The sequence below is a fragment of the Kibdelosporangium aridum genome (genome assembly GCF_900176515.1).
In the GTDB taxonomy this organism is placed as follows: Bacteria; Actinomycetota; Actinomycetes; order Mycobacteriales; family Pseudonocardiaceae; genus Kibdelosporangium; species Kibdelosporangium aridum.
In genome coordinates, this window is sequence record NZ_FWXV01000006.1 from 13,741 (window position 1) to 35,620 (window position 21,880).

A 21,880-nucleotide genomic window follows, 5' to 3' on the forward strand; every position below is an offset into this window, starting at 1 on the left:
ACAGATCAGCACTCCCCAGTGATGTCGATGAGCGACTCGTTGACCGCACGAGCGAAGAACTCGATGTCCTCGGTAGTGGTGCAGGTCGACACGCACCCCATGCCGCGCGGAGCGATGATCGCGCCACGGTTGAGCAACGCGATGAACAACTGGTGCTGCCGTGCCGCGTCGATCCCGCGCAGGTCGCGGAACGTGTGAACCTTCTTGACGCCGACGTGCAGGTTGAACAGCGACCCGATTCCCGTCACGGTCAGCGCAACAGGTGTCCCGGCGACCGCTTCGGTGACGCTGCGCCGCAACAGTTCCCCCTTGGCGTTCAGGTCGGTGATCGCCGCGGCATCGAGCTTGCTCATCGTCGTGATGCCCGCCCGGATGCTGAGCGCGTTGCCGGTGAACGTCCCGCCCTGGTACAGCACGGGCCCACCGGAACGGGCGTCGTACACGTCCGTGCCGCCACGAGGCTCCAGCAGTGCCATCAGGTCCGCCCGGCCGCCATACGCGCCGATCGGCATGCCGCCGCCGACGATCTTTCCCATCGTGGTGATGTCAGGGACAACGCCGTAGTGCTCCTGCGCTCCGCCGGGCGCTATCCGCAACGTGATGACTTCGTCGAACACCAGCACAATGCCGAGTTCGTCGCACACCTCGCGCATGGCGGCTAGATATTCGCGGTCGGCGGGGATCATGCCGCCGACGCCGAGCACGGGTTCGAGGATGAGCGCGGCAAGGCGGTCGCTGTGGGCGCGCAGGATCGCCGCCGACGATTCGATGTCGTTGAACGGCACCACGATCGTCTCACGCACCCTGGACTCATCGATGCCTGCCATCTCCGGCACCGAGCGCGGCGCGTGCGCGTCACCCGCGAGGTTCGCGGCGGGCCGCACGCTGATCATCACCTCGTCCGTGGTCCCGTGGTAGCCGCCCTCCGCCTTGGCCACCGCGGTGCGTCGGGTGTACGCCTTGGCAAGGCGCAGCGCGAACATCACCGCCTCAGTGCCGGAACCGGTGAAGCGGATCTTGTCCACCGACGGCACCCGTGCCGCCAACAACTCGGCCAGTTCCCGTTCCCCGGTGCGGGAGAAGGAATGCACGGTGCCGGAGGCGACCTGCTCGGCCAGTGCCCGCGTGATGTCAGGGTCGGCGTACCCGAGCGGCAATGCTGTGTAGTTGGCGAGGAAGTCGTGGTAGGTGTTGCCGTCGAGGTCGGTGACCACCATGCCGGCACCTGACTCCAGGTAGACCGGATGTGGCGGCCATGCGTTCAGGCTGCGCGTCGCACCGGCCGGAATGACCTGTGCGACCTCCTCGAAGTGCTTGCGGGACCGGGGAGTCCGCTGTTCGTAAGCCGCGATGACCGTCATCTGGTTGCTCACTCTCATGTGGTTGCCCGGGGTTCGTTCCACGTCATCAACGCCGTGCCCCACGTCATGCCACCGCCGAAGCCGGCGAGCAGCACCCGGCTGCCCGGTACCGCCTGCCCCGCGCGGATCGCGTGGTCGAGGGTGATGGGGATCGACGCCGCGCCGGTGTTGCCGTACCTGTCGACCGTCACCGCCACCTGCTCAGGCAGCAGTCCCAGCTTCTTGCTCATGTCGTCGAGCACGCGGCCGTTCGCCTGGTGTAGCACGAAGAGATCGATGTCCGGCACCGTGAGCTCGCAGCTGTCGGTGACGTCCTTGACCATCGCGGGCAGCCGCTCGTGCACGAACTCCCGCACGAGCCGGCCCTCCATCTTGAAGAAGTGCTGGCCTGCCTCGACCGCGGACACGGTCGACGGTGTTCTGCTGCCACCGCTGGGAATTCGGACGTAGTCGTTCTTGCGGCCGTCACTGCCCAGCCGGGTGTAGTCGATGCGCGCGGCTGTTGCCGACCGGCCGAGCACCACCGCACCGGCACCGTCCCCGAACAGCACACACGTTCTGCGGTCGCTGTAGTCGAGGATGCGGGAGTAGGTATCCGCCCCGACGACGAGCGCGTACGCCAATGTCGGTTCGCAGCGCATCATCTTGTGCGCCACATCGAGTGCGTAGACAAAGCCGGTGCACACGGCGTCGATGTCCATCGCACAGGCGTTGTCAGCGCCGAGATTGGCCTGCAGCTGACAGGCGGTGGCCGGCAGCGGCATGTCCGGTGTGGACGTCGCGACCATGATGAGCCCGAGCTGGTCCGGCCGCACGCCCGCGGCCGCCAGCGCGCGGCGGGCTGCTTTGGTTGCCAGATCGGAGGTTGCTTCGTCAGCCGCCGCCATCCGCCGCTCCCGGATGCCGGTGCGCCCTTCGATCCACTCCGGGCCGACCCCGAGCGGTCCGGCGAGCGCCTCGTTGGTGATCACGAAACTCGGTAAGTAGGAACCTGTCGCCAGGATGCCTGGACGTGCATCCCTTTCCATTGAGCCCCCTGTGTATTTCGGTGCTCTAGTCGGTCAGGAATTCCGCAGTGGGATGGAATGTCGCGATGGACGAGTTTTATCGGTGCTTTTCGTCCGGATTTCGCAGACTGGGCGCATTTCTGCGCGCCACCCCCGAAATGAACGTAGCACCGGCACAGAGCTGTCCACGACGCTCCGACCAACTCAACGCAAGTCGCTCTGGCGGGTGTATTCGCAGGTCAGTTGCGGTTCCTCGGGATTTGAACGCCTGCGAGACCACTCGGATGGGCTAGCGAACACTAATGGACCTTGTCCAACAGATCGGCTGGCCAAATCTGTCGCCGTCCAGTTGAGTAGACGTGGGTGAGTCTCAACCTTCACCGGGCAGGTGATCGTGTCGTGACAACTGCCTGGGCTGATTGCGGCCGGCGTCAGCGAATTTGCGGACCAGACCGGTGTAACCGGCGACAGCGAATGTGGCCGGGGCCCAGACGGCTGCTTGCCGTAGCCAGATGCCTGCGGTGCTGGTGGTCCAGGTCGGGCCCGCACGCCGGTGGAGGCCAGCGGAAGTCCACGGTCGATGCGATGAGCTCCACCAGTGAGCATTGGGCGGGTGCTGCCACCGCGGTGGCGCGAGCGTCGCCCGGCCGGTTTTAGCCGGGCAGTTGGGGCGGGTGCTGGGCGGCGCGCTACCAGATGGTCCGGCCGCAGTACCAACCGTCGAGAATGGTCTGGTTCGACAGCCGAACGCAGGTCGCTGGCTCGATAACGGGAACCGACAAAGCCTAGCGCCGCAACGAGATCACGCTCATGCAGTTGAGCAACAGGATCTTCACCTGAAAGAGGTTCCTACCTGCAGTTACCGCAGGTAGGTCAACTGTGCCCCCGGCAGGATTCGAACCTGCGCTCCCGCCTCCGGAGGGCGGTGCTCTATCCCCTGAGCTACGGGGGCTTTGCCTTGCAAGCAGAGCTTAGCGTACCTGTCATCCGGGTATCCGGTGGGGCGTCCGATTGCGGGTTGCATCTATGCGCATGTCGCTATACGTTGCCTGTGAGTGAGGAGGCTTGATGGGGCACGGACATGGGCATGGGATGTCGCCTGAGCAGGCGGTGTCCGCTGGGGGGCGGCATTTGCGGCGGTTGTGGATCGCCGTTGGTTTAGGGCTTGTCACGTTCGTTCTTCAGCTCAGTGTGGGGCTTGCCACTTCTTCGCTTGCTTTGCTGGCCGACTCCGCGCATGTCTTCACCGATGTCTTCGGGGTGACTCTCGCTGCCGTCGCCATCGTTGTGGCTAGGCGGTCCTCCAGTAAAAAGGGGCGCACGTTCGGCCTCTATCGCAGTGAGGTGCTCGCTGCCCTCACCAACGCCGTTCTGCTCTTCGCCGTCGCGGGGTGGGTGATCTACGAGGCGGTTGGGCGGTTCAGTGCGCCTCCGGAGGTTCCCGGGTGGCCGGTCACCATCGTGGCTGCCGTCGGTCTCGTCATGAACGTCGTCGCTTTCGTTCTGCTCAAGGACGGGGCTGCGGAGTCACTCAATGTCCGGGGCGCTTATCTCGAAGTGATGGCCGACATGATCGGCTCCATCGGGGTTCTCGTTTCCGGTCTTGTCACCATCCTCTTCGGCTGGCGGTACGCCGACCCGATCATCGGTATCGGGATCGGCCTCTTCGTTCTTCCCCGTGCGTATCGCCTTGGTCGCAGTGCGTTGCGGATTCTGTTCCAACATGCCCCCGAAGGTGTTGACGTCAAGCAGATGACCGCCGATCTGCTCGGCCTTCCGGGTGTCTGCGAGGTTCATGACCTGCATGTCTGGACCCTCACGTCCGGTATGGAGGTCGTCTCCGCCCATCTGACCATGGTGGACGGAGCCGATCAGGCCGACATCCTTGTTGCGGCCCAAGGTCTGCTCGCGGACAATTACTCCATCGAACACGCGACGCTCCAGGTCGAGCAGCCTTCCGTCAAATGCCGGGAACTCAGCTGGTAGTTAGGAAGATTTCTTAACTTCACCACGTACACTCGCCTGAGGCTGTCAAAGGAGTGATACGTGGGCAGAACGCCGCAAGTGGGCACACCGGCCGGAATGCGTGAGCTGAACCAACGCGCCGTGTTGGCCCGGTTGCGCACAGCAGGCCCCGCCACCCGCCCGCAGGTTGCCAAGGACACCGGGCTTTCCAAGCCGACCGTCGGCCAAGCACTGCTTGATCTCGAGCGGCGCCAATTGGTCCGCGAGATCGGCCGGACGTCCGCGGGCCCCGGCCGCTCCGCCGTCGTCTACGAGGAAAACCCCGCAGCCGGGTTCGTTCTCGGCGTCGACATCGGCAAGGAACGCCTGCGACTGGCTGTCGCCGACCTGTCCGGCGCCGTAGTGTCCAGAGTGGACGAGCGCAACCGCTGCCGCAGCGCCCGCAGCCTTGTCCAGATGCTCAAGGACCTCGCCGAGGAAACCATCGGGGCGGCGAGCATCAGCCATGCCGATGTGGTCTCCACAGTCGTTGGCAGCCCTGGTGTTCCGGATCCTGAGACAGGCGCGTTGCAGCACGCGCAAAACCTCCCCGGCTGGGGCCGGAAAGGCTTGCTCGAGGACCTGAAAACCGCGCTGGGCCACAGCGTTGTCGTGGAGAACGACGCAAACCTTGCCGCTGTGGGGGAATTGACGGCCGGCGCTGCCCGAGGGGTCGAAACTTTCGTCTGCATCACCGTGGGCACAGGCATTGGTATGGGCATCGTGGTGAACGGTCAGCTGTTCCGCGGTGCGCACGGGGCCGCGGGCGAGATCAGCTACCTGCCGTACGGCACCGCGCGCAGCACGCCACCGGAGCGCGGAATGCTGGAGACCGAAGTGTCAGGCGATTCGGTGGTACGCAAAGCGCACCAGCACGGTCTCGTCGAGGCCAAGAGCGCCAAGGAAGTCTTCGAACTGGCCCGCAAGGGCGACGAGGTGGCCAGCAAAGCGGTCACCGAGGAAGCCGAGCAACTCGCGTTCGTCGTCGGCGCTGTCGCGGCCGTGATCGACCCGGAGATCGTGGTCCTCGGCGGAGGAATCGGCTCGAACACCGACCTGCTCGCCGAACCCCTCGAACAGGCTTTGCGGAGCACGACACCGTTGCGGCCGAGGATCGTGACCGGCGAATTGGGGGAGACCGCCGTGCTCTCCGGCGCGATCGCGATGGGCCTTGGCTCAGCGCGCGAAGTGGTGTTCGATCGCGCGCTTGAGCTCAAAACCTCCTAGCTGCCGGGCAGTGGCTGGGCTCCACGCTCAGCCAGCAGGCTCTTCATGTACTGCGTCTCGCCGGACTGCGAGACCACGATCGTGCGCGCCAGGTTGCGCAACGGCGGCAGCGCCACGTGGTCCTGGCCGTACTGCGCCATCGACAGGCCGCCCTCGTGGTGCCGGATCATCAGCTGCAGGAAGTAGATGTCCAGGTCCTTGCCGGTCTTCTTGCGCAGCGCCGCCAGCTCTTCCTGGCTGGCCATGCCCGGCATCAGCTGTCCTGGCTGCATGCCGGGGTGATCGGGCATCGAGCCGTGCTGGTGCGCCCCGGACGCGTCCCTGGCCATCCAGCTCATCGCCTGCCGGTTCGGCGGCCGCGCCTCCGGCTGCCCCCAGATGTCCAGATAGCCGGCCATCATGCCGACCTGGGCCTTCTGGGTGCCTTCGATGTCGAACGCGAGCGTCTTGATCGTCGGGTCGTCGGTGTGGTCACGCGTCCAGCTGGCCATGGACACGGCCTGCAGGTGATGCGTGGTCATGTCCTGCGCGAACCCGACGTCCACCGAGTCAGGTCCGGGGTTGAGCGCCGTCTGGTCGGTGCTGGCGAGCGTGATCAGCATGCCGATCGCGGCGCCGACAAGCAGCAGTGCCACGGCCGCGGCCGAGAAGATGAGGATCCGCTGCCCGTTGGAGCGAGGGCCCTCATCCTCTTCGGCGACGACTTCGTCGTCCACGCGATCGTCGACGGTCACTGGCTTGGCGGCGGCTGCGAGCCGGAAGCCGGGGCGGACGGCGGAACCTGCGAACCCGACGGGGCGGGCGGCTGCTCCTGGCCGTTGTTCATCGGGGCCTGCGAGGAACCGGTGCCGTCCATCTTCACCGCGTCCGCGGGCAGCGGGCTGGTGTCGAGCGGCGGCGGGTTCGACGGGTCGAAGCCCGGCTGGGTGTCACAGCGCGCACCCGGCTCGGGGAACTGCCAGTTGTTGCGCTTCAGCGACGTGATGAACTGGTCGATCCGCTCGTCGTTGACGGTGTCGACCTTGAGCTGGTGACCCCACGACTGCAGCGAGACCGGCTTGTCCAGGCCGGGGTACGGCGACATCGCGATGAAGTCCTGGCCGGAGACCTTGTTGCGCAGCACGTCCAGGTCGGGACCCTTGACCGTGTCCGGGTTGTAGGCGATCCAGACCGCGCCGTGCTCGAGCATGTGGACCATGTTCTCGTTGCGCACCGGCGTCGCGTAGACCATGCCGTTGCAGTCGGCCCAGATGCCGTCGTGCGGTCCGCCGAACGGCGGCGAGTGGTCGTAGGCCACGCGCTGGTTCGGCTGGACGTGCTGGCCGGCCTCGTACTTGACCTTCACGATGCCCGCGATCTTCTCGGACGGGTCCTGGTCGCTGTCGGACGGCTTCCACGCGGTGGCCTCGTTCACGCGCATGACCGAGTAGCCGATCACCACGACCGCGAGGACGACGAGACCGAAAACGATCGCCACGGTGCCCCACGGCTTCGGCTTCTTGACCGCCGCGGAGCGCAGGGCCTTGGCGCTCTTGGCGCCCTTCGCCGACTTGGAGCCGCCACCTCTGTTCTTCGTGCCGCTGGCCATGCCGATCTCGGACCTCGTTTCGTTACTTACCGACCACCGTGGGACAGTTTAGGGAAAGGGTGTCTGCTGGGTGTCAACTGCCGACCGGCACGGAACCCGCAGGCGCCGGGCTCGGGTCGAACGGCGGCGGGTCATCCTGGTCGAACTCCGGGTTGTCGCAGGTCGCGCCCGGTTCGGGGTGGGTGTACTCGTTCTGCTTGAGCGCGACGATGAACGCGTCAACGCGTGGATCGGCCGGATCGTCCAGCTTCAGCCGGTGCTCCCACGACTGCAGCGAGATCGGCTTGTCCAGGCCGGGGTACGGCGACATCACCATGTACGGCACACCTGTGACCTTCTTCGCCAGTGCCTCGACTCCCGCGCCCGCCAGCGTCTCCGGGTTGTAGGCGATCCAGACCGCGCCGTGTTCGAGCGAGTGCACCATGTTCTCGTTGCGGACAGCTTTGGTGTAGACCACGCCATTACACGCTGCCCAGCTGGCGTCGTGATACCCGCCGAAGGGCGGGCTCTGGTCGTAGGCCACCCGAGTGGGTATCTCGACGTGCCCCGGGTCGCGGTACTTCTTGACCTCGATGCCCGGGATCTTCAGCGACACGTCCTCCGGCTGCGGCGCGGCGCTCGGCGTCGTCGCGGGCGGCGTTGCCTGGTCGGTGCCACTGGAACAGGCAGTGGCCGTGGCGACGAGTCCGGCGGCGAGCAAGGGGCGGATACGCACGGGTAGCGACGCCTTTCGTCCAGTGGTGTTCAAAGAGCCGGTTCGTCCAGGTCGGGGCGCTCTACCTAGACTTCGCGGAGTGAACCCCGCCGCGCTGGCCGAGAAGGTACGGGCCGCTGCCGTCGAGGTCCTCGCTGACCGAGGTCTCGACAGTACCGTGCTGCCCGAAACGGTCATTTTGCGGCGGCCGCGAAACCCGGCGCACGGTGACTTCGCGACCACGCTCCCGCTGCAGCTCGGCGACCGGGTCGGGGTTCCGGCACCACAGCTTGCCCGCTGGCTGGCCGGTGCGTTGACCGAAGGTGACGAAATCGACTCCGCCGAGGCAGCCGGACCGGGTTTCGTCAACCTGCACCTGACGAAAGCTGCACGCGCCGGTGTCGTCGCCGACATCGAGGCGGCGGGCCGGGGGTACGCGGCCCGGCCACACGTGCCGGGAGCGTGGCAAGAAGTCGACCCTGACCTGCGCAAGCGCCGGATCTGGGACAATCCGGTCTTCACCGTGCAGTACGCGCACGCGCGGATCTGCCGAGTGGTGGAGAACTCGGTGAAATTCGGCATGGATCCGGCGGGTGCCGATCTAGGGTTGATGACGCACGAGCGCGAGGACACCGTGATCCGGGTCCTCGGCGAGTTCGACGAGATCGCGGCCGACCGGGTCGCGCGGTACCTGGAACGGCTGGCAGACGCGCTGCACAGGTGGTACGACACCCCGGAGTGCAGGATCCTGCCGAAGGGCGACGAAGAAGTCGCCGCTGTGCACCTCGCGCGGCTGCGGCTGTCGTGCGCGGTGCGGCAAGTCTTGGCGAACGGCCTTGAGACGCTCGGTGTCTCGGCCCCTGAACGGATGTGAGAAGTGAGAGCCCACCCCGCTGGACCACGGCACGCGGACGTCCTGCTGCCCGCGAACACCGCAGGGCCGCGGCCCACGACGGTCGCCGAGATCGACGAGCTGCCTGAGCAGGTGTGGCCGCGCAACGCCGCACGTGCGCAGGACGGCGCGGTCCGACTGGCCGGTGTCGACGTCCGTGAACTGGCCGAGACGTACGGCACGCCGCTGTTCGTGATGGACGAGGACGACTTCCGCTCGCGCTGCCGTGACCACGCGCAGGCCTTCGGCGACCCGGCGCTGGTGCATTACGCGTCCAAGGCGTTCCTGTCGGTCGAGATCGCCAAATGGGTGGCGCAAGAGGGCCTGAGCCTGGACGTGTGCAGCGGCGGCGAGCTCGCGATCGCGCTCAGGGCAGGCTTCCCTGCCGAGCGGATCGCGTTGCACGGCAACAACAAATCGGTCGCCGAGCTGACCGCGGCGGTCGAGGCGGGCATCGGCGCGGTCGTGCTCGACTCGTTCTACGAGATCGCCAGGCTCGACCAGATCGCGCGCGAGCGTGACACCGTCCAGCCGGTGCTGATCCGGGTGACCGTCGGCGTCGAGGCGCACACGCACGAGTTCATCGCGACCGCGCACGAGGACCAGAAGTTCGGGTTCTCGCTGGCGTCCGGCGACGCGCAGGAGGCTGTCCGGCGCACGCTGAAGTCCGGTGGCCTCAGGCTTGTCGGCCTGCACAGCCACATCGGCTCGCAGATCTTCGACGTGGACGGCTTCGAAGTCGCCGCGCACCGCGTGATCAAGCTGCTGGCCGAGTTGCGGGACGAGCACGGCGCCGAGACGATCGCCGATCTGACCACTGTGGACCTCGGTGGCGGGCTCGGGATCGCCTATACGCCGCAGGACGATCCGCCTCCGCCCGGCTGGCTCGCCGAACAGCTGCGGACCATCGTGTCCAAGGAGTGCGAATACGAAGGCCTTGAGATGCCGAAGATCGCGGTCGAGCCTGGCCGGGCGATCGTCGGCCCAGGGACCGTCACGGTCTACGAAGTCGGGACCATCAAAGACATCACGCTCGGTGCGGGTTCCGCGCGGCGCTACGTCAGCGTCGACGGCGGCATGAGCGACAACATCCGGACCGCGCTCTACGACGCGGTGTACGACGCGCGACTGGTGTCACGTCGTAGCGACGAAGGCTCGGACGACACGCAGGCCACGCTCAGCCGGATCGTCGGAAAGCATTGCGAGGCAGGCGATGTGATCGTCCGGGACTGCTGGCTGCCGGACACCGTCGCCCCGGGTGACCTTGTCGCGGTGGCGGCGACGGGTGCGTACTGCTACGCGATGTCGAGCGGTTACAACAGGCTGCCGAGGCCCGCCGTGGTCGCGGTCAAGGATGGCCAGGCGCGGCTGTTGCTGCGCCGGGAGACCGAGGACGACCTGTTCGCACTGGAGGTCCAGTCTTGAAACCGATCAAGGTCGCGCTGCTCGGGTGCGGAACGGTGGGCACCCAGGTGGTCCGGCTGCTGGACGAGCAGGCCGACGACCTGGCCGCGCGGGTCGGCGCACCGGTCGAGCTGGCCGGGATCGCGGTCCGCAGGCCGGACAGGCACCGCGACGTACCCAAGCACTTGCTCACGGCGGACGCCGCCGGGCTGGTGGCGTCCGATGCGGACGTCGTGGTCGAGGTGATCGGCGGGATCGAGCCGGTCCGCACGTTGCTGCTGGATGCCCTGCGCCGCGGCAAATCCGTGGTGTCGGCGAACAAGGCACTGCTGGCCGAGAGCGCGGGCGAGCTGTTCGCCGCGGCCGACGAGTCGGGCGCGGACCTGTACTTCGAGGCGGCCGTCGCCGGTGCGATCCCGTTGCTGCGGCCGCTGCGCGAATCGCTGGCCGGTGACCGGATCACCCGCGTGATGGGGATCGTCAACGGCACCACCAACTACATCCTCTCGGCGATGGACGAGACGGGCGCCAACTACGGCGAGACCCTTGAGGAAGCCAGCAGGCTCGGGTACGCCGAGGCCGACCCGACGGCCGATGTGGACGGTTACGACGCCGCGTCGAAGGCCGCCATCCTGGCCTCGATCGCGTTCCACAGCAGGGTCACCGCGGGCGATGTCTACCGCGAGGGCATTTCGGCGGTCACGTCCGCCGACGTCGCCGCCGCGCGCACGCTCGGCCGGACGATCAAGCTCCTGGCCATCTGCGAGCGCGTCGACGACTCCGTCGCAGTACGGGTGCACCCGGCGATGATTCCCCGCAGCCACCCGCTGGCCAGCGTCAACGGCGCGTTCAACGCGGTCTTCGTGGAAGCCGAGGCGGCCGGTCAGCTGATGTTCTACGGCCAGGGCGCCGGTGGCGCGCCGACTGCCAGCGCGGTGCTCGGCGACCTCGTCGCGGTTGCCCGCAACCGGGTGCACGGCGGCCGCGGACCGCGTGAATCCGCTTACGCCGCACTGGAAGTACGGCCGGTCGGGCAGGTCGAGACGCGTTACCACCTCAGTCTCGACGTCGCCGACAAGGCCGGTGTGCTGGCGAGCGTCGCGGCGGTGTTCGCCGAGCACGACGTGAGCATCGCGGCCGTCCGGCAGGAAGGCCGGACCGACGACGCCAGCCTGGTGATCGTCACCCACGCGGCGCCGGACGCCGCCCTGAAGTCCACAGTGGACAAAGTTGCCGGGCTGCCCGCGGTGCGCGAGGTGGTCAGCGTGATGCGGGTCGAGGGCGAGGATTCATGACTACATCGGTGATCTCGCCTGCCTGGCCGGGCATCGTCAACGCCTATCCGGACCGGATCAGCGTGCCGGACGGTGCCAAGGTGGTCACCCTCGGCGAAGGCGGGACGCCGCTGGTCGAGGCGCCGCACCTGTCGGAACTGACCGGCAGCAAGGTGTACCTGAAGGTCGAGGGCGCCAACCCGACCGGGTCGTTCAAGGACCGCGGGATGACCGTGGCCATGACGTACGCGCTCGCCGAAGGCAGCCAGGCGGTGATCTGCGCGTCCACCGGCAACACCTCCGCCTCGGCCGCCGCGTACGCCGCGCGCGCCGGACTGACCTGCGCGGTTCTCGTGCCGCGCGGCAAGATCGCGCTCGGCAAGCTGGCGCAGGCCGTCGTGCATGGTGCGAAAATTCTTCAGGTTGACGGCAACTTCGACGACTGCCTCGAATTGGCGTGCAAGACCGCGGCCGACCACCCCGTCGCGCTGGTCAACTCGGTCAACCCGGTCCGGCTCGAAGGGCAGAAGTCCGCCGCGTTCGAGATCTGCGACGTGCTGGGCCGCGCGCCGGACGTGCATTGCCTGCCGGTTGGCAACGCCGGCAACATCACCGCGTACTGGCGCGGCTACCGCGAGTACGCCGATGATGGGGTAGTCCCTGCCGCGCCAAGGATGTTCGGCTTCCAGGCGGCAGGAGCAGCGCCGCTGGTGCACGGCGAGCCGGTGAGCAACCCGGAGACCATCGCGACCGCGATCCGGATCGGCAGCCCGGCCTCGTGGACCGGCGCGATCGCCGCGCGCGACGAGTCGGACGGCCTGATCGACGCGGTCACCGACGAGCGGATCCTTGAGGCGTACCGGCTGCTCGCCGGGCGTGAGGGGGTGTTCGTCGAACCCGCGTCGGCCGCGAGCGTTGCCGGATTGCTGGCTGTCGCGAACGACGGCCGGTTGCCAACTGGATCGGTCGTGGTGTGCACGGTCACCGGGCACGGCCTCAAGGACCCGGACACCGCTTTGCTTGCGATGCATGAGGTCGAGCCGGTTCCCGTCGACGCTGGTGCCGTCGCTGCCGCTTTGGAGCTGGCGTGACCGAAGATCTGCTTGCAGGATCGAGCATCGGTGCTGTTGAGGTCACTGTTCCGGCTTCCAGCGCCAATCTCGGGTCAGGTTTTGACGCACTGGGCCTGGCACTGGGGCTTTACGACGTGATCGAGGCCCGTGTTCGGCCACAGGGTTTGGAAATCACCGTCGAGGGTGAAGGCGCGGACGAAGTCGACCGGGACGAGTCCCACCTCGTCGTGCGTGCGCTGCGGGCGGCCGGTGAGGTGATCGGGTTCCGGCCAACCGGTCTGGAATTGCGCTGCCGCAACGCTATTCCGCATTCCCGTGGGCTCGGGTCGTCCGCGGCGGCCATCGTCGCCGGTGTCGCGGCCGCGTACGGCCTCGCGGGAATAGACGTGGACGATCGCGCGTTGCAGGTTGCTGCGGAGTTCGAAGGACACGCCGACAACGCGGCCGCCAGCCTCCTTGGCGGTCTCGTTCTGGCGTGGACAGAGGGTGATCGGTACCGTGCGATGCGGCTCGAACCGCATTCAGGGATCAGGCCGATATTGCTCATTCCGGGTGAATCCTCGAAGACCTCGGTGACCAGGCAACTGTTGCCGGATCGTGTCCCGCACCCGGACGCGGCGTTCGCCGCGGGCCGTGCCGCGCTGGCCGTCCAGGCCATCACGGCCAGGCCGGACCTGCTACTGCCAGCGACCGCCGACCGCCTGCACCAGGACTATCGAGAAGCTGCCTGGCCTGCGAGTTTGCGCATGGTCAAGATCCTGCGCGAGCACGGGCTGGCCGCGACGATCTCCGGTGCGGGCCCGACCGTGATGGTGCTCACTCAGGACGGCAAATTGCCCGATGGAGTGGACCTGGCCGGGTTCGACGCGCGCGAATTGCCGGTGGACAGGCAAGGAGTGCAGGTCAGGGCGGTCTGAGCACACTCGACGCGCCGGGGGGTGGTTGTTGCACGTCCTTGCATCACCATCTACCCTCGGGGGCGTTCAGTCACCGCGCGCACGGGCGCCCGGTGTCGTTCCCAGGGAATTCTTCCTGGGTCGCATCTGCCTTAAGGATGTCGACCCCACCTCACTGGAGTCGATGTTCGAGGGTTTCCCGACAGCCTGGTGACCGATGCTCCGTATTGGCGAATCCATCTCGCGCTTGGCCAAATTCGTGGCCGAGAGCGTGAACAGGGTTAGCCGAAGCAGGAGAGACAAGCCGTTCCGCGTTCCGTCGGGCGGCGGTCCGCTGGTCCACGTAGGAGGCGGGGACCGGTCAGGAAGGACATTAGTGAGCAACACCGATCTGTTGAGCAGCGACACGGCTGCGGGCACTTCTGACAAGTCCCAGGTCGCCGGCTCCAACGGCGGTGCCCCGCGCCGCCGTGCAGGGCTGTCCGGCATGGTGCTGGCGGAGCTGCGCGAGTTGGCCGGAACGCTTGGCATCACCGGTACCACCGGGATGCGCAAGGGCGACCTGATCAATGCCATCAAGGAGCGCCAGGGCGGGTCCACTGGGGGCACCGCGGACACATTGCCGCTCGACAACTTGCCTGCTGTCAAGCAGCCCAGGTCTGCCAAGAGCCCGAAGCCGGCGATCGACAAGACCCCCGCGGCCGAGAAGCCCGCGAAGGCCGAGAAGCCCGCGGCCGACGAGGAGCAGGCACCGACTCGCACCCGTCGCCGCCGCGCAGGCCGCCCGACCGGCAGCCCGGACGCCGAGGCGAAGACGGCCGAGGTCAAGGCCGAGCCGAAGACGGAGCCAGCGGCCGAGTCGAAGCCCGAGCCGCAGGCTGGCCGGGAAGAGCGCCAGGAGCGTCAGCAGGGGGAGCGGCAGGGCCGCGACCGGCGCGAGCGCAACAACGACCGCGGTGAGCGCGGCGAGCGTGGTGAGCGCGGCGAGCGCGGGAACCGTAACGACCGTGGTGACCGCAACAACGACCGTGGCCAGGGCCGCCAGAACCAGGACCAGAGCAACGCGCAGGACGACGAGGACGACGACGAGAGGGGCGGCCGTCGCGGCCGTCGGTTCCGTGACCGTCGCCGTCGTGGCCGTGGCGAGGGCGGCACCGGTGGCGGTGGCGCCGACACCGAGGTGCGTGAGGACGACGTCCTGCTGCCCGTCGCGGGTGTGCTGGACGTGCTGGAGAACTACGCGTTCGTGCGTACCTCCGGCTACCTCGCGGGCCCGAACGACGTGTACGTCTCGCTGTCGCTCGTGCGCCGGCACGGCCTGCGCCGTGGTGACGCGATCACCGGTCTGGTCCGCCAGCCGCGTGAGGGCGAGCAGCAGCGGCAGAAGTTCAACCCGCTCGTGCGGGTCGAGACTGTCAACGGCATGGACCCCGAGCAGGCCAAGGCCCGCCCGGAGTTCACCAAGCTGACGCCGCTGTACCCGAACGAGCGACTGCGCCTCGAGACCGAGCCGCACATCCTCTCGACCCGGGTCATCGACCTGGTCATGCCGGTCGGCAAGGGCCAGCGTGCGCTGATCGTCTCCCCGCCGAAAGCCGGTAAGACGACTGTTCTGCAGCAGATCGCCAACGCGATCGCCAAGAACAACCCCGAGTGCTACCTCATGGTCGTCCTGGTGGACGAGCGTCCTGAGGAAGTCACCGACATGCAGCGCAACGTCGACGGCGAGGTCATCGCCGCCACGTTCGACCGCCCGCCGGCGGACCACACCATGCTGGCAGAGCTGGCGATCGAGCGGGCCAAGCGGCTCGTCGAGATGGGCACCGACGTGGTCGTGCTGCTCGACTCCGTCACCCGTCTGGGTCGTGCGTACAACCTGGCGGCCCCGGCGTCCGGCCGGATCCTGTCCGGTGGTGTCGACTCGACCGCGCTGTACCCGCCGAAGCGTTTCCTGGGTGCCGCTCGCAACATCGAGAACGGCGGCTCGCTGACCATCTTCGCGACCGCGCTGGTCGAGACCGGCTCCGCCGGTGACAGCGTGATCTTCGAGGAGTTCAAGGGCACCGGCAACGCCGAGCTCAAGCTGGACCGCAAGATCGCCGACAAGCGCACCTTCCCCGCGGTGGACGTCGACCAGTCCTCCACCCGTAAGGAAGACCTGCTGCTCTCGCCGGACGAGCTGGCCGTCACGCACAAGCTGCGTCGTGTCCTGCACGCCCTGGAGCCGCAGGCGGCGATCGAGCTGCTGCTCGACCGGCTGCGCAAGACCCGCACCAACATCGAGTTCCTGATGCAGGTGGCCAAGACCACCCCGGGTGCGGACAACGACTGAGTCATCCCCTTCGTGAGTGACCTGCCAGGTCACTCACGAAGGGATCGGCGTGTGTTTGCCCATGGAGCGGTGCAGCCAGGTGATCCTGAGCAGCACTACCGCACTCGGGATGCCGAGGCCGATGGCCAGAATTGCCGGGACGATCATCCCGTGCAGCACGATTCCGGCGACGAAAACTACAAACGCGTACAGCCAATTCAGCCAACGCCACCCGCGCGGTCGGTCGATCGAGTAGCCGACCATCGCGGTGACCCCGGCGGCCGTGCCCATGTGCGCGCTGGTCAGCACGGTGTCACCGGGCGAGCTGAGCAACAGCTGGCCCACTGATGTGAGGCCGAGCACAACGGCCGTGAACAGCACCGGCAACGCCACCCATGAGAGCAGCGGAAGCGGGCGTCGTACGGCGCATTGCACGCGATTAGTTTGTCGGGCGTTCTGCCTGGTCATAACCCAGGGGTCGACCAAGCCCCAGGGTTCTGCGTTGGGCGGCACCCCAGCCACGACGAGCGGGTAAGTGGCCAGCGCCGGAACAAACCTCCGTACGGAGGTGTTGTACGAGCTGGTCAGAGCGTCTGGCACACTAGTAGGTCGAGTCCGGCTCCGGTTCACCCCGAGTGCGTGTGGGGACCCGGCGGCCACAACGAGAGGCGAGATCAGTGAAGAGCGGTATCCACCCCGAGTACGTCACCACTGAGGTGACCTGCGGCTGCGGCAACACCTTTTCCACCCGCAGCACCAAGACTTCCGGGTCCATCCACGTCGAGGTCTGCTCCAACTGCCACCCGTTCTACACGGGCAAGCAGAAGATCCTGGACACCGGTGGCCGGGTCGCGCGCTTCGAAGCCCGTTACGGCAAGCGCAAGAAGTAGCTGTTCGGGCGATGGGCGACGTGTGTCCGCGGAAAGCGCGGACCTCGTCGCCCTCAATTATGTTGGGGGGCCGAGCCCCCCACGCCCCCCACGGTGCGTGCTCCTTCAGACCCAGCGTGGGCGCGTTTGTCCAAACCAGCCCGTTCTGCTCGAAGAGGACACCGTGGACGAGTTGCTCAAGGAATACGCCGAGCTGGAACGTGAACTGGCCGACCCGGCAGTGCACGCCGACCAGGCGCGTGCCCGGAAACTCGGCCGCAGGTACGCCGAGCTCACCCCGATCGTGAAGACCCTGCGCGAGCTTGACAGCGCGCGCGAGGACCTGGCCGCCGCGCAGGAGCTGGCGACCGAGGACGAGGCGTTCGCCGCCGAGGCCGAAGCGCTGACCAAGCGCATCCCCGAGCTGGAAGAGCGCCTGTCCGAGCTGTTGCTGCCGCGTGACCCGCACGACGGCTCCGATGTGCTCGTCGAGATCAAGTCCGGCGAAGGTGGCGAGGAGTCCGCGCTGTTCGCGGGCGACCTGTTCCGGATGTACACGCGCTACGCCGAGAAGCGCGGCTGGAAGATCGACGTGCTGAACGCGACCGAATCGGATCTCGGCGGCTACAAGGACGTCACCCTTTCGGTGAAATCCAAGGGCACCGACGCCGAGGGTGTCTGGGCCCGGATGAAGTTCGAAGGCGGCGTGCACCGCGTGCAGCGCGTGCCGGTGACCGAGTCGCAGGGCCGGATCCACACGTCCGCCGCGGGTGTGCTCGTCTACCCCGAGGTCGAGGACGTCGAGGTGGAGATCGACGAGAAGGACCTGCGCGTCGACGTTTTCCGGTCGTCCGGGCACGGCGGCCAGAGCGTCAACACGACCGACTCGGCGGTCCGGATCACCCACCTGCCGACCGGGATCGTGGTGTCCTGCCAGAACGAACGTTCCCAGCTGCAGAACCGCGCGCAGGCGATGCACGTGCTGAAGGTGCGGCTGCAGGCGCTGGCCGACGAGGAAGCGGCCAAGAAGGCTTCGGACTCCCGGCGCAGCCAGGTCCGGACCGTCGACCGGTCCGAGCGGGTGCGGACGTACAACTTCCCGGAGAACCGGATCTCCGACCACCGGGTGAACTACAAGTCCTACAACCTCGACCAGGTACTGGAAGGCGAACTGGACGGCGTGCTCGACGCGCTGGCCGACGCCGACCGCGCCGACCGGCTGGCATCGGCTCAGGGTTGATTGCTCTGGGCTAACCTGAGCTATGACGCGAACCCCGTTGCGACTGGCCATCATCGAAGCCGAGCGGATTCTGGCTGAGGCCGGTGTGGACAGTCCACGGGCCGATGCGGAACTGCTCGCGTCCCATGTGCTCGGTGTGGAGCGGGGACGGCTGCCGCTGGTGCCGTTGGTCGACGTGTCCGTTGTGGACGAAATCGGCAAACTGGTGCGCCGCAGGGCATCCCGCGAACCGCTGCAGCACATCACCGGATCGGCCTGGCTCGGCTCCATCCCGCTGGTGGTGGGGCCCGGTGTTTTCGTCCCGCGCCCCGAGACGGATCTGCTGCTGGAGTGGGGACTTTCCGTCGCTGCCGAGGCGCCGGTCGTGGTCGACCTGTGCACCGGATCGGGCGCTTTGGCTCTGGCGTTCGCTCATGCGCGACCGGACGCTGTGGTGCATGCCGTCGAACTTGACCGCGTGGCCCTGTCGTGGGCCCGCCGCAACGCCGACATCCGGCGCGAGGCCGGCGACACCCCGGTCCGCTTGCACTCCGGTGACGTCACCGACCCGAAGTTGTTGGCGTCCTTGGAAGGCACGGTCGATCTGGTGCTGTGCAACCCGCCTTACGTTCCCGACTCCACTGCCGTACCACCTGAGGTCGCCGAGCACGACCCGGACATCGCGGTCTTCGGCGGCCCGGACGGCCTCGACATCATCAGGCATGTGATCTCCTGCACCGCCCGGCTGCTGAAGCCTGGCGGCTGGGTCGGCATCGAACACGATGACACCCAAGGATCCTCGGTCCCCGAACTGCTCGCCGCCCGGCGCGTGCTGTCCGAAGTAGAGGATCACAAGGACCTCGCCGGCCGTCCCCGGTTCGCCACCGCCCAACGTGGTGCCAGGTGACCGGCTTAGCCCTCGGGATCTACCTGCTCTGGCTGATCCTTGCCTTCGGCGTGCCGATCGCGGTCACCCGGCGCCGGACTGGCGGGCAGGACTCGGGCATGCGGATCTCCGGACGTCTGCAGTGGGCGGGTGAAGCGGCTTTCGGGGTGACCGGCCTGGTCGGACTGGCCAACCCTGTTCTGGACCTGCTCGGCGTCCTGCCCCGGATCGAACTGCTCGATCAGCTGCCGCTGCGCATCCTCGGCGCGGTCATCGCCGCGGTCGGTGTTGCTGCCACGGTTTACGCCCAGTTGTCCATGGGGCCGTCGTGGCGTATCGGCGTGGATGTCGCTGAACGCACGGACTTGGTCACGGCAGGGCCGTTCCGGGTGGTGCGTAATCCCATCTTCGCCTCGATGCTGCTCACTGGCCTCGGCCTGGCTTTGGCAGTGCCCAACATCCTGTCCTTTGGCGGTCTGCTGTTGTTGTACGCCACGGTGTCCGTGTTGGTGCGCAAGGTGGAAGAGCCGTACTTGATCAGCACGCACGGCGCGGACTACCTCGGTTACGCGCGGCGGATCGGGCGGTTCTTCCCCGGAATCGGACGACTGCGTTCCCCGTGAGTGCGCGCACTCACGGGGAACAACGTGTCAGACCTTCCGCAGGGTTACGACGGTCGTCTTCTCTTCAGTCACCGGGTTGCCGTAGGTCGGGTCGACGGCCGATGCCCTCGACAGAACCTCGGCCTTGCCGGCCTGGAACGGAGTTGTTCCAGTCGGATCTGCCGCAGCCGTCCACGGCACCGGGCCGCCTGGCTTGCAGTCGACCTGGGTGGAGTAGTCACCGCGGATCAGGACCTGGTTCTTGATCTGCGTGACCCGGCCGTTGATGGTGACCTTGGCAGCCACCGTGCAGCTGACGGTGCCCTTGACGTGCGCCTTGCCGTTGATGGAATTGGCCTCGCCCTCGACAGAGATGTCCAGCCCCAGATCGAGCTCGGCCGGTGGCGGCGCGTTGTCGATGTGCACCTCGCCACGCGCGGCGGGTGCCCCGTGCTCACAGTGCTGCACGAAGCTCGCGTGGAGTTTGTGGACGTACCCGTTCGGACCGAACGCGATGTCCTGAATGGTGAACGTCCCGCTCAGTTCGTTGCAGCCACGGTGGTTCCCGCTGAAGTCGAGACCGGGTGCGGCCGCACCTTGGAACGGGTAACGCAGTGCGCCGTCGTAGACGCCGGCAACCAGCGGCTTGCCTTGGACCGCAGCCAGATCCAGGGTCCAGTAGTCGCCGTTCTTCCCGTCCACGCTGACGGCAACGTGGTTCCCGTTGCCCGACACGTTCATCACGTCGCCCGCATCCGTTGTGTAGGAGTACGAGCCACCACCAGTGACCCAGTCACCTGGGTCGCCGCTGGCCGCGAAACTGCCTTGGGTGACCGGCTGCGCATTGGCCGGTATCACCGCTAAGAGGAAAATGCCAGCCACCAAACTGACCAATGTGGCGACAGCACGTTTCCATGACACAAGATTCCGCATGGACCCCCCTTGGTCCCAGTAGGAAATTGCGCGCGTGAGGTCGAAGTTGATCATGGAACTGTTACCGCATGCGAGAACTGTTTCTTCACAATTCACGGGCCCGCTGTTAAATAACCGCCAAACCTCACCGCGCAATTCTTCCGAGTCAACGGGCTGGTCAGCCTGTTCGAAGTGGAGGCTCAGGAACCTTCTGGGGCTTCCCGTAGTGCGGTGAGGTTCGGGAAGCGCTGAGTCCGCGCGATCCCTTTGACTCGGTAGAACTCGGGTTCGGCCGGCGCGAGCGGGGTGATCGAGCAAATAGGATCCATCAAAGGCAGGCCGTTGCGGATCTGAGAAATCGCCGCCAACGTGTCCGGCCGGCACACGGCCGCGGTGAACGTCGAACTGCCTTGCCACACGAGCCAATGCCGGAAATCGCGGAAGGTTTCCTTGGACACCGGGCCGCCGTTGATGACCTCGGCCGCGTCCCACAACGACCACGTCAACGCCTTTCCCATGAACCACCGCAGCGACATCCGGAACTGCGCCTCCTGAGCCGCTGGCGGATCGAATCGCTCGATCGTGTCCCAGAACGCGCGAACCCGGATGAGCACCGCGTCGACGAAGGGCTGAGGCGGCAGGTAACCGTGTGCGTCGACGTAATGGGTGATCAGGCTCGGCGCCCCGTAAATCGTCCGGTCGGGGCCGAGGACATGGATCTCCGCGTTGCCCCATGCCTGCGCGCAGAACGGGCAGTCGTGCGTCCCGCGGGTCGCGTTCACCGGCAGTTCGGCGAGCACGTTCAGCCCGGCGAGGAACGCCGGATCCACCGGGCCGGTCGGGAACTCGCCCGCACCGAGCCAGCCGACGTTGAGGTCGGCAACCTCGATCCCTTCCTCGGCGGTCCAGTACGTGTACGGGGACAAGTCGTCGTAAACGGCCACAGCGCATCTTGACCGGCGAGTGGCCGCCCTGAGCGCGAGGGCTAGAGTCACGGGCGTGAGCACGCTGTACGACTGTTCATTGGCTGAGGACCGGCAGGATGGGCTCGCGGCCGCCGCTGGGGCGGTGCGGTCTGGGCGTCTTGTCGTGATTCCTACCGACACCGTCTACGGCATCGGCTGCGACGCCTTCGACGGCGGCGCTGTGCGGGCGCTGCTCGAGGCCAAGAACCGTGGCCCGGACATGCCGGTCGGCGTGCTCGTCGGAAGTTGGACGGCCATCGACGGCCTCGTCCTTTCGGTGCCCGACCAGGCGCGCAAGCTTGTCGAGGCGTTCTGGCCCGGCGACCTGTCGATTGTTCTGCCGCACGCACCGAGCCTGGCGTGGGACCTGGGCAACACGCGGGGCACCGTCATGCTCCGGATGCCGCTTCACCCCGTCGCCATCGAGCTTCTCCGTGAGGTCGGGCCGATGGCTGTGTCCAGCGCGAACAGGTCAGGGCATCCGCCTGCGTCCACGGCCGAGGAGGCCCGCGACCAGCTTGGCGAGTCGGTCGCGGTATACCTGGACGGGGGGCCGTCCGGCGATCCGGTGCCGTCCTCCATCGTGGACCTCACCGGCGACTCTCCCGTCCTGCTGCGGGAAGGCGCGGTCAGCCGCCAAGCCGTCGAAGAGGCGCTTGGCGTCGAGGTCTCCAGCCCGGCCTGAGCTTGGAAAAG

The 21,880-nt window shown here is 67.1% G+C and carries 21 protein-coding genes and 1 tRNA gene; 13 read left to right on the top strand and 9 right to left on the bottom strand.

The features are described 5' to 3' along the window. Positions 1-5: 5 nt before the first annotated feature. The 3 genes from B9C43_RS30660 to B9C43_RS30670 all read right to left on the bottom strand — a co-directional run bounded on the left by B9C43_RS30660 (position 6) and on the right by B9C43_RS30670 (position 3,320). Positions 6-1,361 (bottom strand): aspartate aminotransferase family protein, encoded by a 1,356-nt coding sequence (locus B9C43_RS30660; protein ID WP_160096786.1) that lies wholly within the window; start codon positions 1,359-1,361, stop codon positions 6-8. Positions 1,362-1,375: 14 nt separating this feature from the next. Continuing rightward, entirely contained in the window at positions 1,376-2,389 is a 1,014-nt protein-coding gene (locus B9C43_RS30665) for a 3-oxoacyl-ACP synthase III family protein (RefSeq protein ID WP_235038942.1), read from the bottom strand. An 859-nt stretch (positions 2,390-3,248) separates the two neighbouring features. Beyond that, positions 3,249-3,320: transfer RNA gene (locus B9C43_RS30670), tRNA-Arg, on the bottom strand. 116 nt (positions 3,321-3,436) lie between these two features. Between B9C43_RS30670 and B9C43_RS30675 the strand changes: the two genes are divergently transcribed. After that, positions 3,437-4,354, top strand: a complete 918-nt coding sequence (locus B9C43_RS30675; protein ID WP_033381728.1) for a cation diffusion facilitator family transporter — start codon at positions 3,437-3,439, stop codon at positions 4,352-4,354. Between the two features lie 96 nt (positions 4,355-4,450). Next, positions 4,451-5,599, top strand: a complete 1,149-nt coding sequence (locus B9C43_RS30680) for an ROK family transcriptional regulator (RefSeq protein ID WP_051895104.1) — start codon at positions 4,451-4,453, stop codon at positions 5,597-5,599. On the opposite strand, the gene B9C43_RS30685 is transcribed toward B9C43_RS30680, so the two are convergent. The 3 genes from B9C43_RS30685 to B9C43_RS30695 form a co-directional block, all read right to left on the bottom strand. Next, a complete protein-coding gene (locus B9C43_RS30685) occupies positions 5,596-6,333 on the bottom strand; it encodes a DUF305 domain-containing protein (protein WP_143446715.1) in 738 nt (245 codons plus the stop codon). The genes B9C43_RS30680 and B9C43_RS30685 overlap by 4 nt on opposite strands. Next, positions 6,330-7,187 (bottom strand): DUF3105 domain-containing protein, encoded by an 858-nt coding sequence (locus B9C43_RS30690; protein ID WP_084430430.1) that lies wholly within the window; start codon positions 7,185-7,187, stop codon positions 6,330-6,332. The genes B9C43_RS30685 and B9C43_RS30690 overlap by 4 nt, the downstream gene beginning before the upstream one ends. 73 nt (positions 7,188-7,260) lie before the next feature. Further along, positions 7,261-7,902: a DUF3105 domain-containing protein gene (locus tag B9C43_RS30695; protein WP_235038943.1), complete on the bottom strand. Its 642-nt coding sequence runs from the start codon at positions 7,900-7,902 to the stop codon at positions 7,261-7,263. Between the two features lie 79 nt (positions 7,903-7,981). Between B9C43_RS30695 and B9C43_RS30700 the strand changes: the two genes are divergently transcribed. The 6 genes from B9C43_RS30700 (at position 7,982) to rho (ending at position 15,752) form a co-directional block, all read left to right on the top strand. Continuing rightward, positions 7,982-8,755, top strand: coding sequence for a DALR anticodon-binding domain-containing protein (locus tag B9C43_RS30700; RefSeq protein ID WP_084430432.1), 774 nt, complete (start codon positions 7,982-7,984; stop codon positions 8,753-8,755). 3 nt (positions 8,756-8,758) lie between these two features. Then, positions 8,759-10,198 carry a diaminopimelate decarboxylase gene (gene lysA, locus B9C43_RS30705; protein WP_084430433.1) on the top strand — a complete coding sequence of 480 codons (1,440 nt, stop codon included), beginning with the start codon at positions 8,759-8,761 and terminating at the stop codon, positions 10,196-10,198. Further along, the gene (locus tag B9C43_RS30710; RefSeq protein WP_033381743.1) at positions 10,195-11,472 is read left to right on the top strand and encodes a homoserine dehydrogenase; all 1,278 of its coding nucleotides are present in this window, start codon (positions 10,195-10,197) and stop codon (positions 11,470-11,472) included. The genes lysA and B9C43_RS30710 overlap by 4 nt, the downstream gene beginning before the upstream one ends. Beyond that, entirely contained in the window at positions 11,469-12,542 is a 1,074-nt protein-coding gene (thrC, locus tag B9C43_RS30715) for a threonine synthase (RefSeq protein ID WP_200825768.1), read from the top strand. The genes B9C43_RS30710 and thrC overlap by 4 nt, the downstream gene beginning before the upstream one ends. Positions 12,543-12,568: 26 nt before the next feature. After that, positions 12,569-13,441: a homoserine kinase gene (gene thrB, locus B9C43_RS30720; protein ID WP_084430764.1), complete on the top strand. Its 873-nt coding sequence runs from the start codon at positions 12,569-12,571 to the stop codon at positions 13,439-13,441. Between the two features lie 355 nt (positions 13,442-13,796). Next, on the top strand, positions 13,797-15,752 hold the full coding sequence (gene rho / locus B9C43_RS30725) for a transcription termination factor Rho (RefSeq protein WP_084430434.1): 1,956 nt from the start codon (positions 13,797-13,799) through the stop codon (positions 15,750-15,752). Between the two features lie 33 nt (positions 15,753-15,785). Here the strand turns inward: rho and B9C43_RS30730 are convergent, their stop codons facing one another. Further along, positions 15,786-16,166, bottom strand: coding sequence for a hypothetical protein (locus B9C43_RS30730; protein ID WP_143446716.1), 381 nt, complete (start codon positions 16,164-16,166; stop codon positions 15,786-15,788). Between the two features lie 242 nt (positions 16,167-16,408). Here B9C43_RS30730 and rpmE point away from each other — a divergent pair, with 242 nt between their 5' ends. The 4 genes from rpmE (at position 16,409) to B9C43_RS30750 (ending at position 19,328) form a co-directional block, all read left to right on the top strand. Further along, on the top strand, positions 16,409-16,621 hold the full coding sequence (rpmE, locus tag B9C43_RS30735; RefSeq protein WP_033381747.1) for a 50S ribosomal protein L31: 213 nt from the start codon (positions 16,409-16,411) through the stop codon (positions 16,619-16,621). 163 nt (positions 16,622-16,784) lie between these two features. Beyond that, positions 16,785-17,840 (top strand): peptide chain release factor 1, encoded by a 1,056-nt coding sequence (gene prfA, locus B9C43_RS30740; protein ID WP_235038944.1) that lies wholly within the window; start codon positions 16,785-16,787, stop codon positions 17,838-17,840. Positions 17,841-17,862: 22 nt separating this feature from the next. Beyond that, entirely contained in the window at positions 17,863-18,726 is an 864-nt protein-coding gene (prmC, locus tag B9C43_RS30745) for a peptide chain release factor N(5)-glutamine methyltransferase (RefSeq protein ID WP_084430436.1), read from the top strand. Next, positions 18,723-19,328, top strand: a complete 606-nt coding sequence (locus tag B9C43_RS30750; protein ID WP_200825769.1) for a methyltransferase family protein — start codon at positions 18,723-18,725, stop codon at positions 19,326-19,328. The genes prmC and B9C43_RS30750 overlap by 4 nt, the downstream gene beginning before the upstream one ends. 27 nt (positions 19,329-19,355) lie before the next feature. On the opposite strand, the gene B9C43_RS30755 is transcribed toward B9C43_RS30750, so the two are convergent. Continuing rightward, positions 19,356-20,240 carry an META domain-containing protein gene (locus B9C43_RS30755; RefSeq protein WP_084430767.1) on the bottom strand — a complete coding sequence of 295 codons (885 nt, stop codon included), beginning with the start codon at positions 20,238-20,240 and terminating at the stop codon, positions 19,356-19,358. A 179-nt stretch (positions 20,241-20,419) separates the two neighbouring features. After that, complete coding sequence (locus tag B9C43_RS30760) at positions 20,420-21,163, bottom strand: DUF7919 family protein (RefSeq protein WP_084430437.1); 744 nt, start codon at positions 21,161-21,163, stop codon at positions 20,420-20,422. 55 nt (positions 21,164-21,218) lie between these two features. On the opposite strand from B9C43_RS30760, the gene B9C43_RS30765 reads away from it, so the two are divergent. Further along, positions 21,219-21,869, top strand: a complete 651-nt coding sequence (locus tag B9C43_RS30765) for an L-threonylcarbamoyladenylate synthase (protein WP_033381750.1) — start codon at positions 21,219-21,221, stop codon at positions 21,867-21,869. Positions 21,870-21,880: the final 11 nt, after the last annotated feature.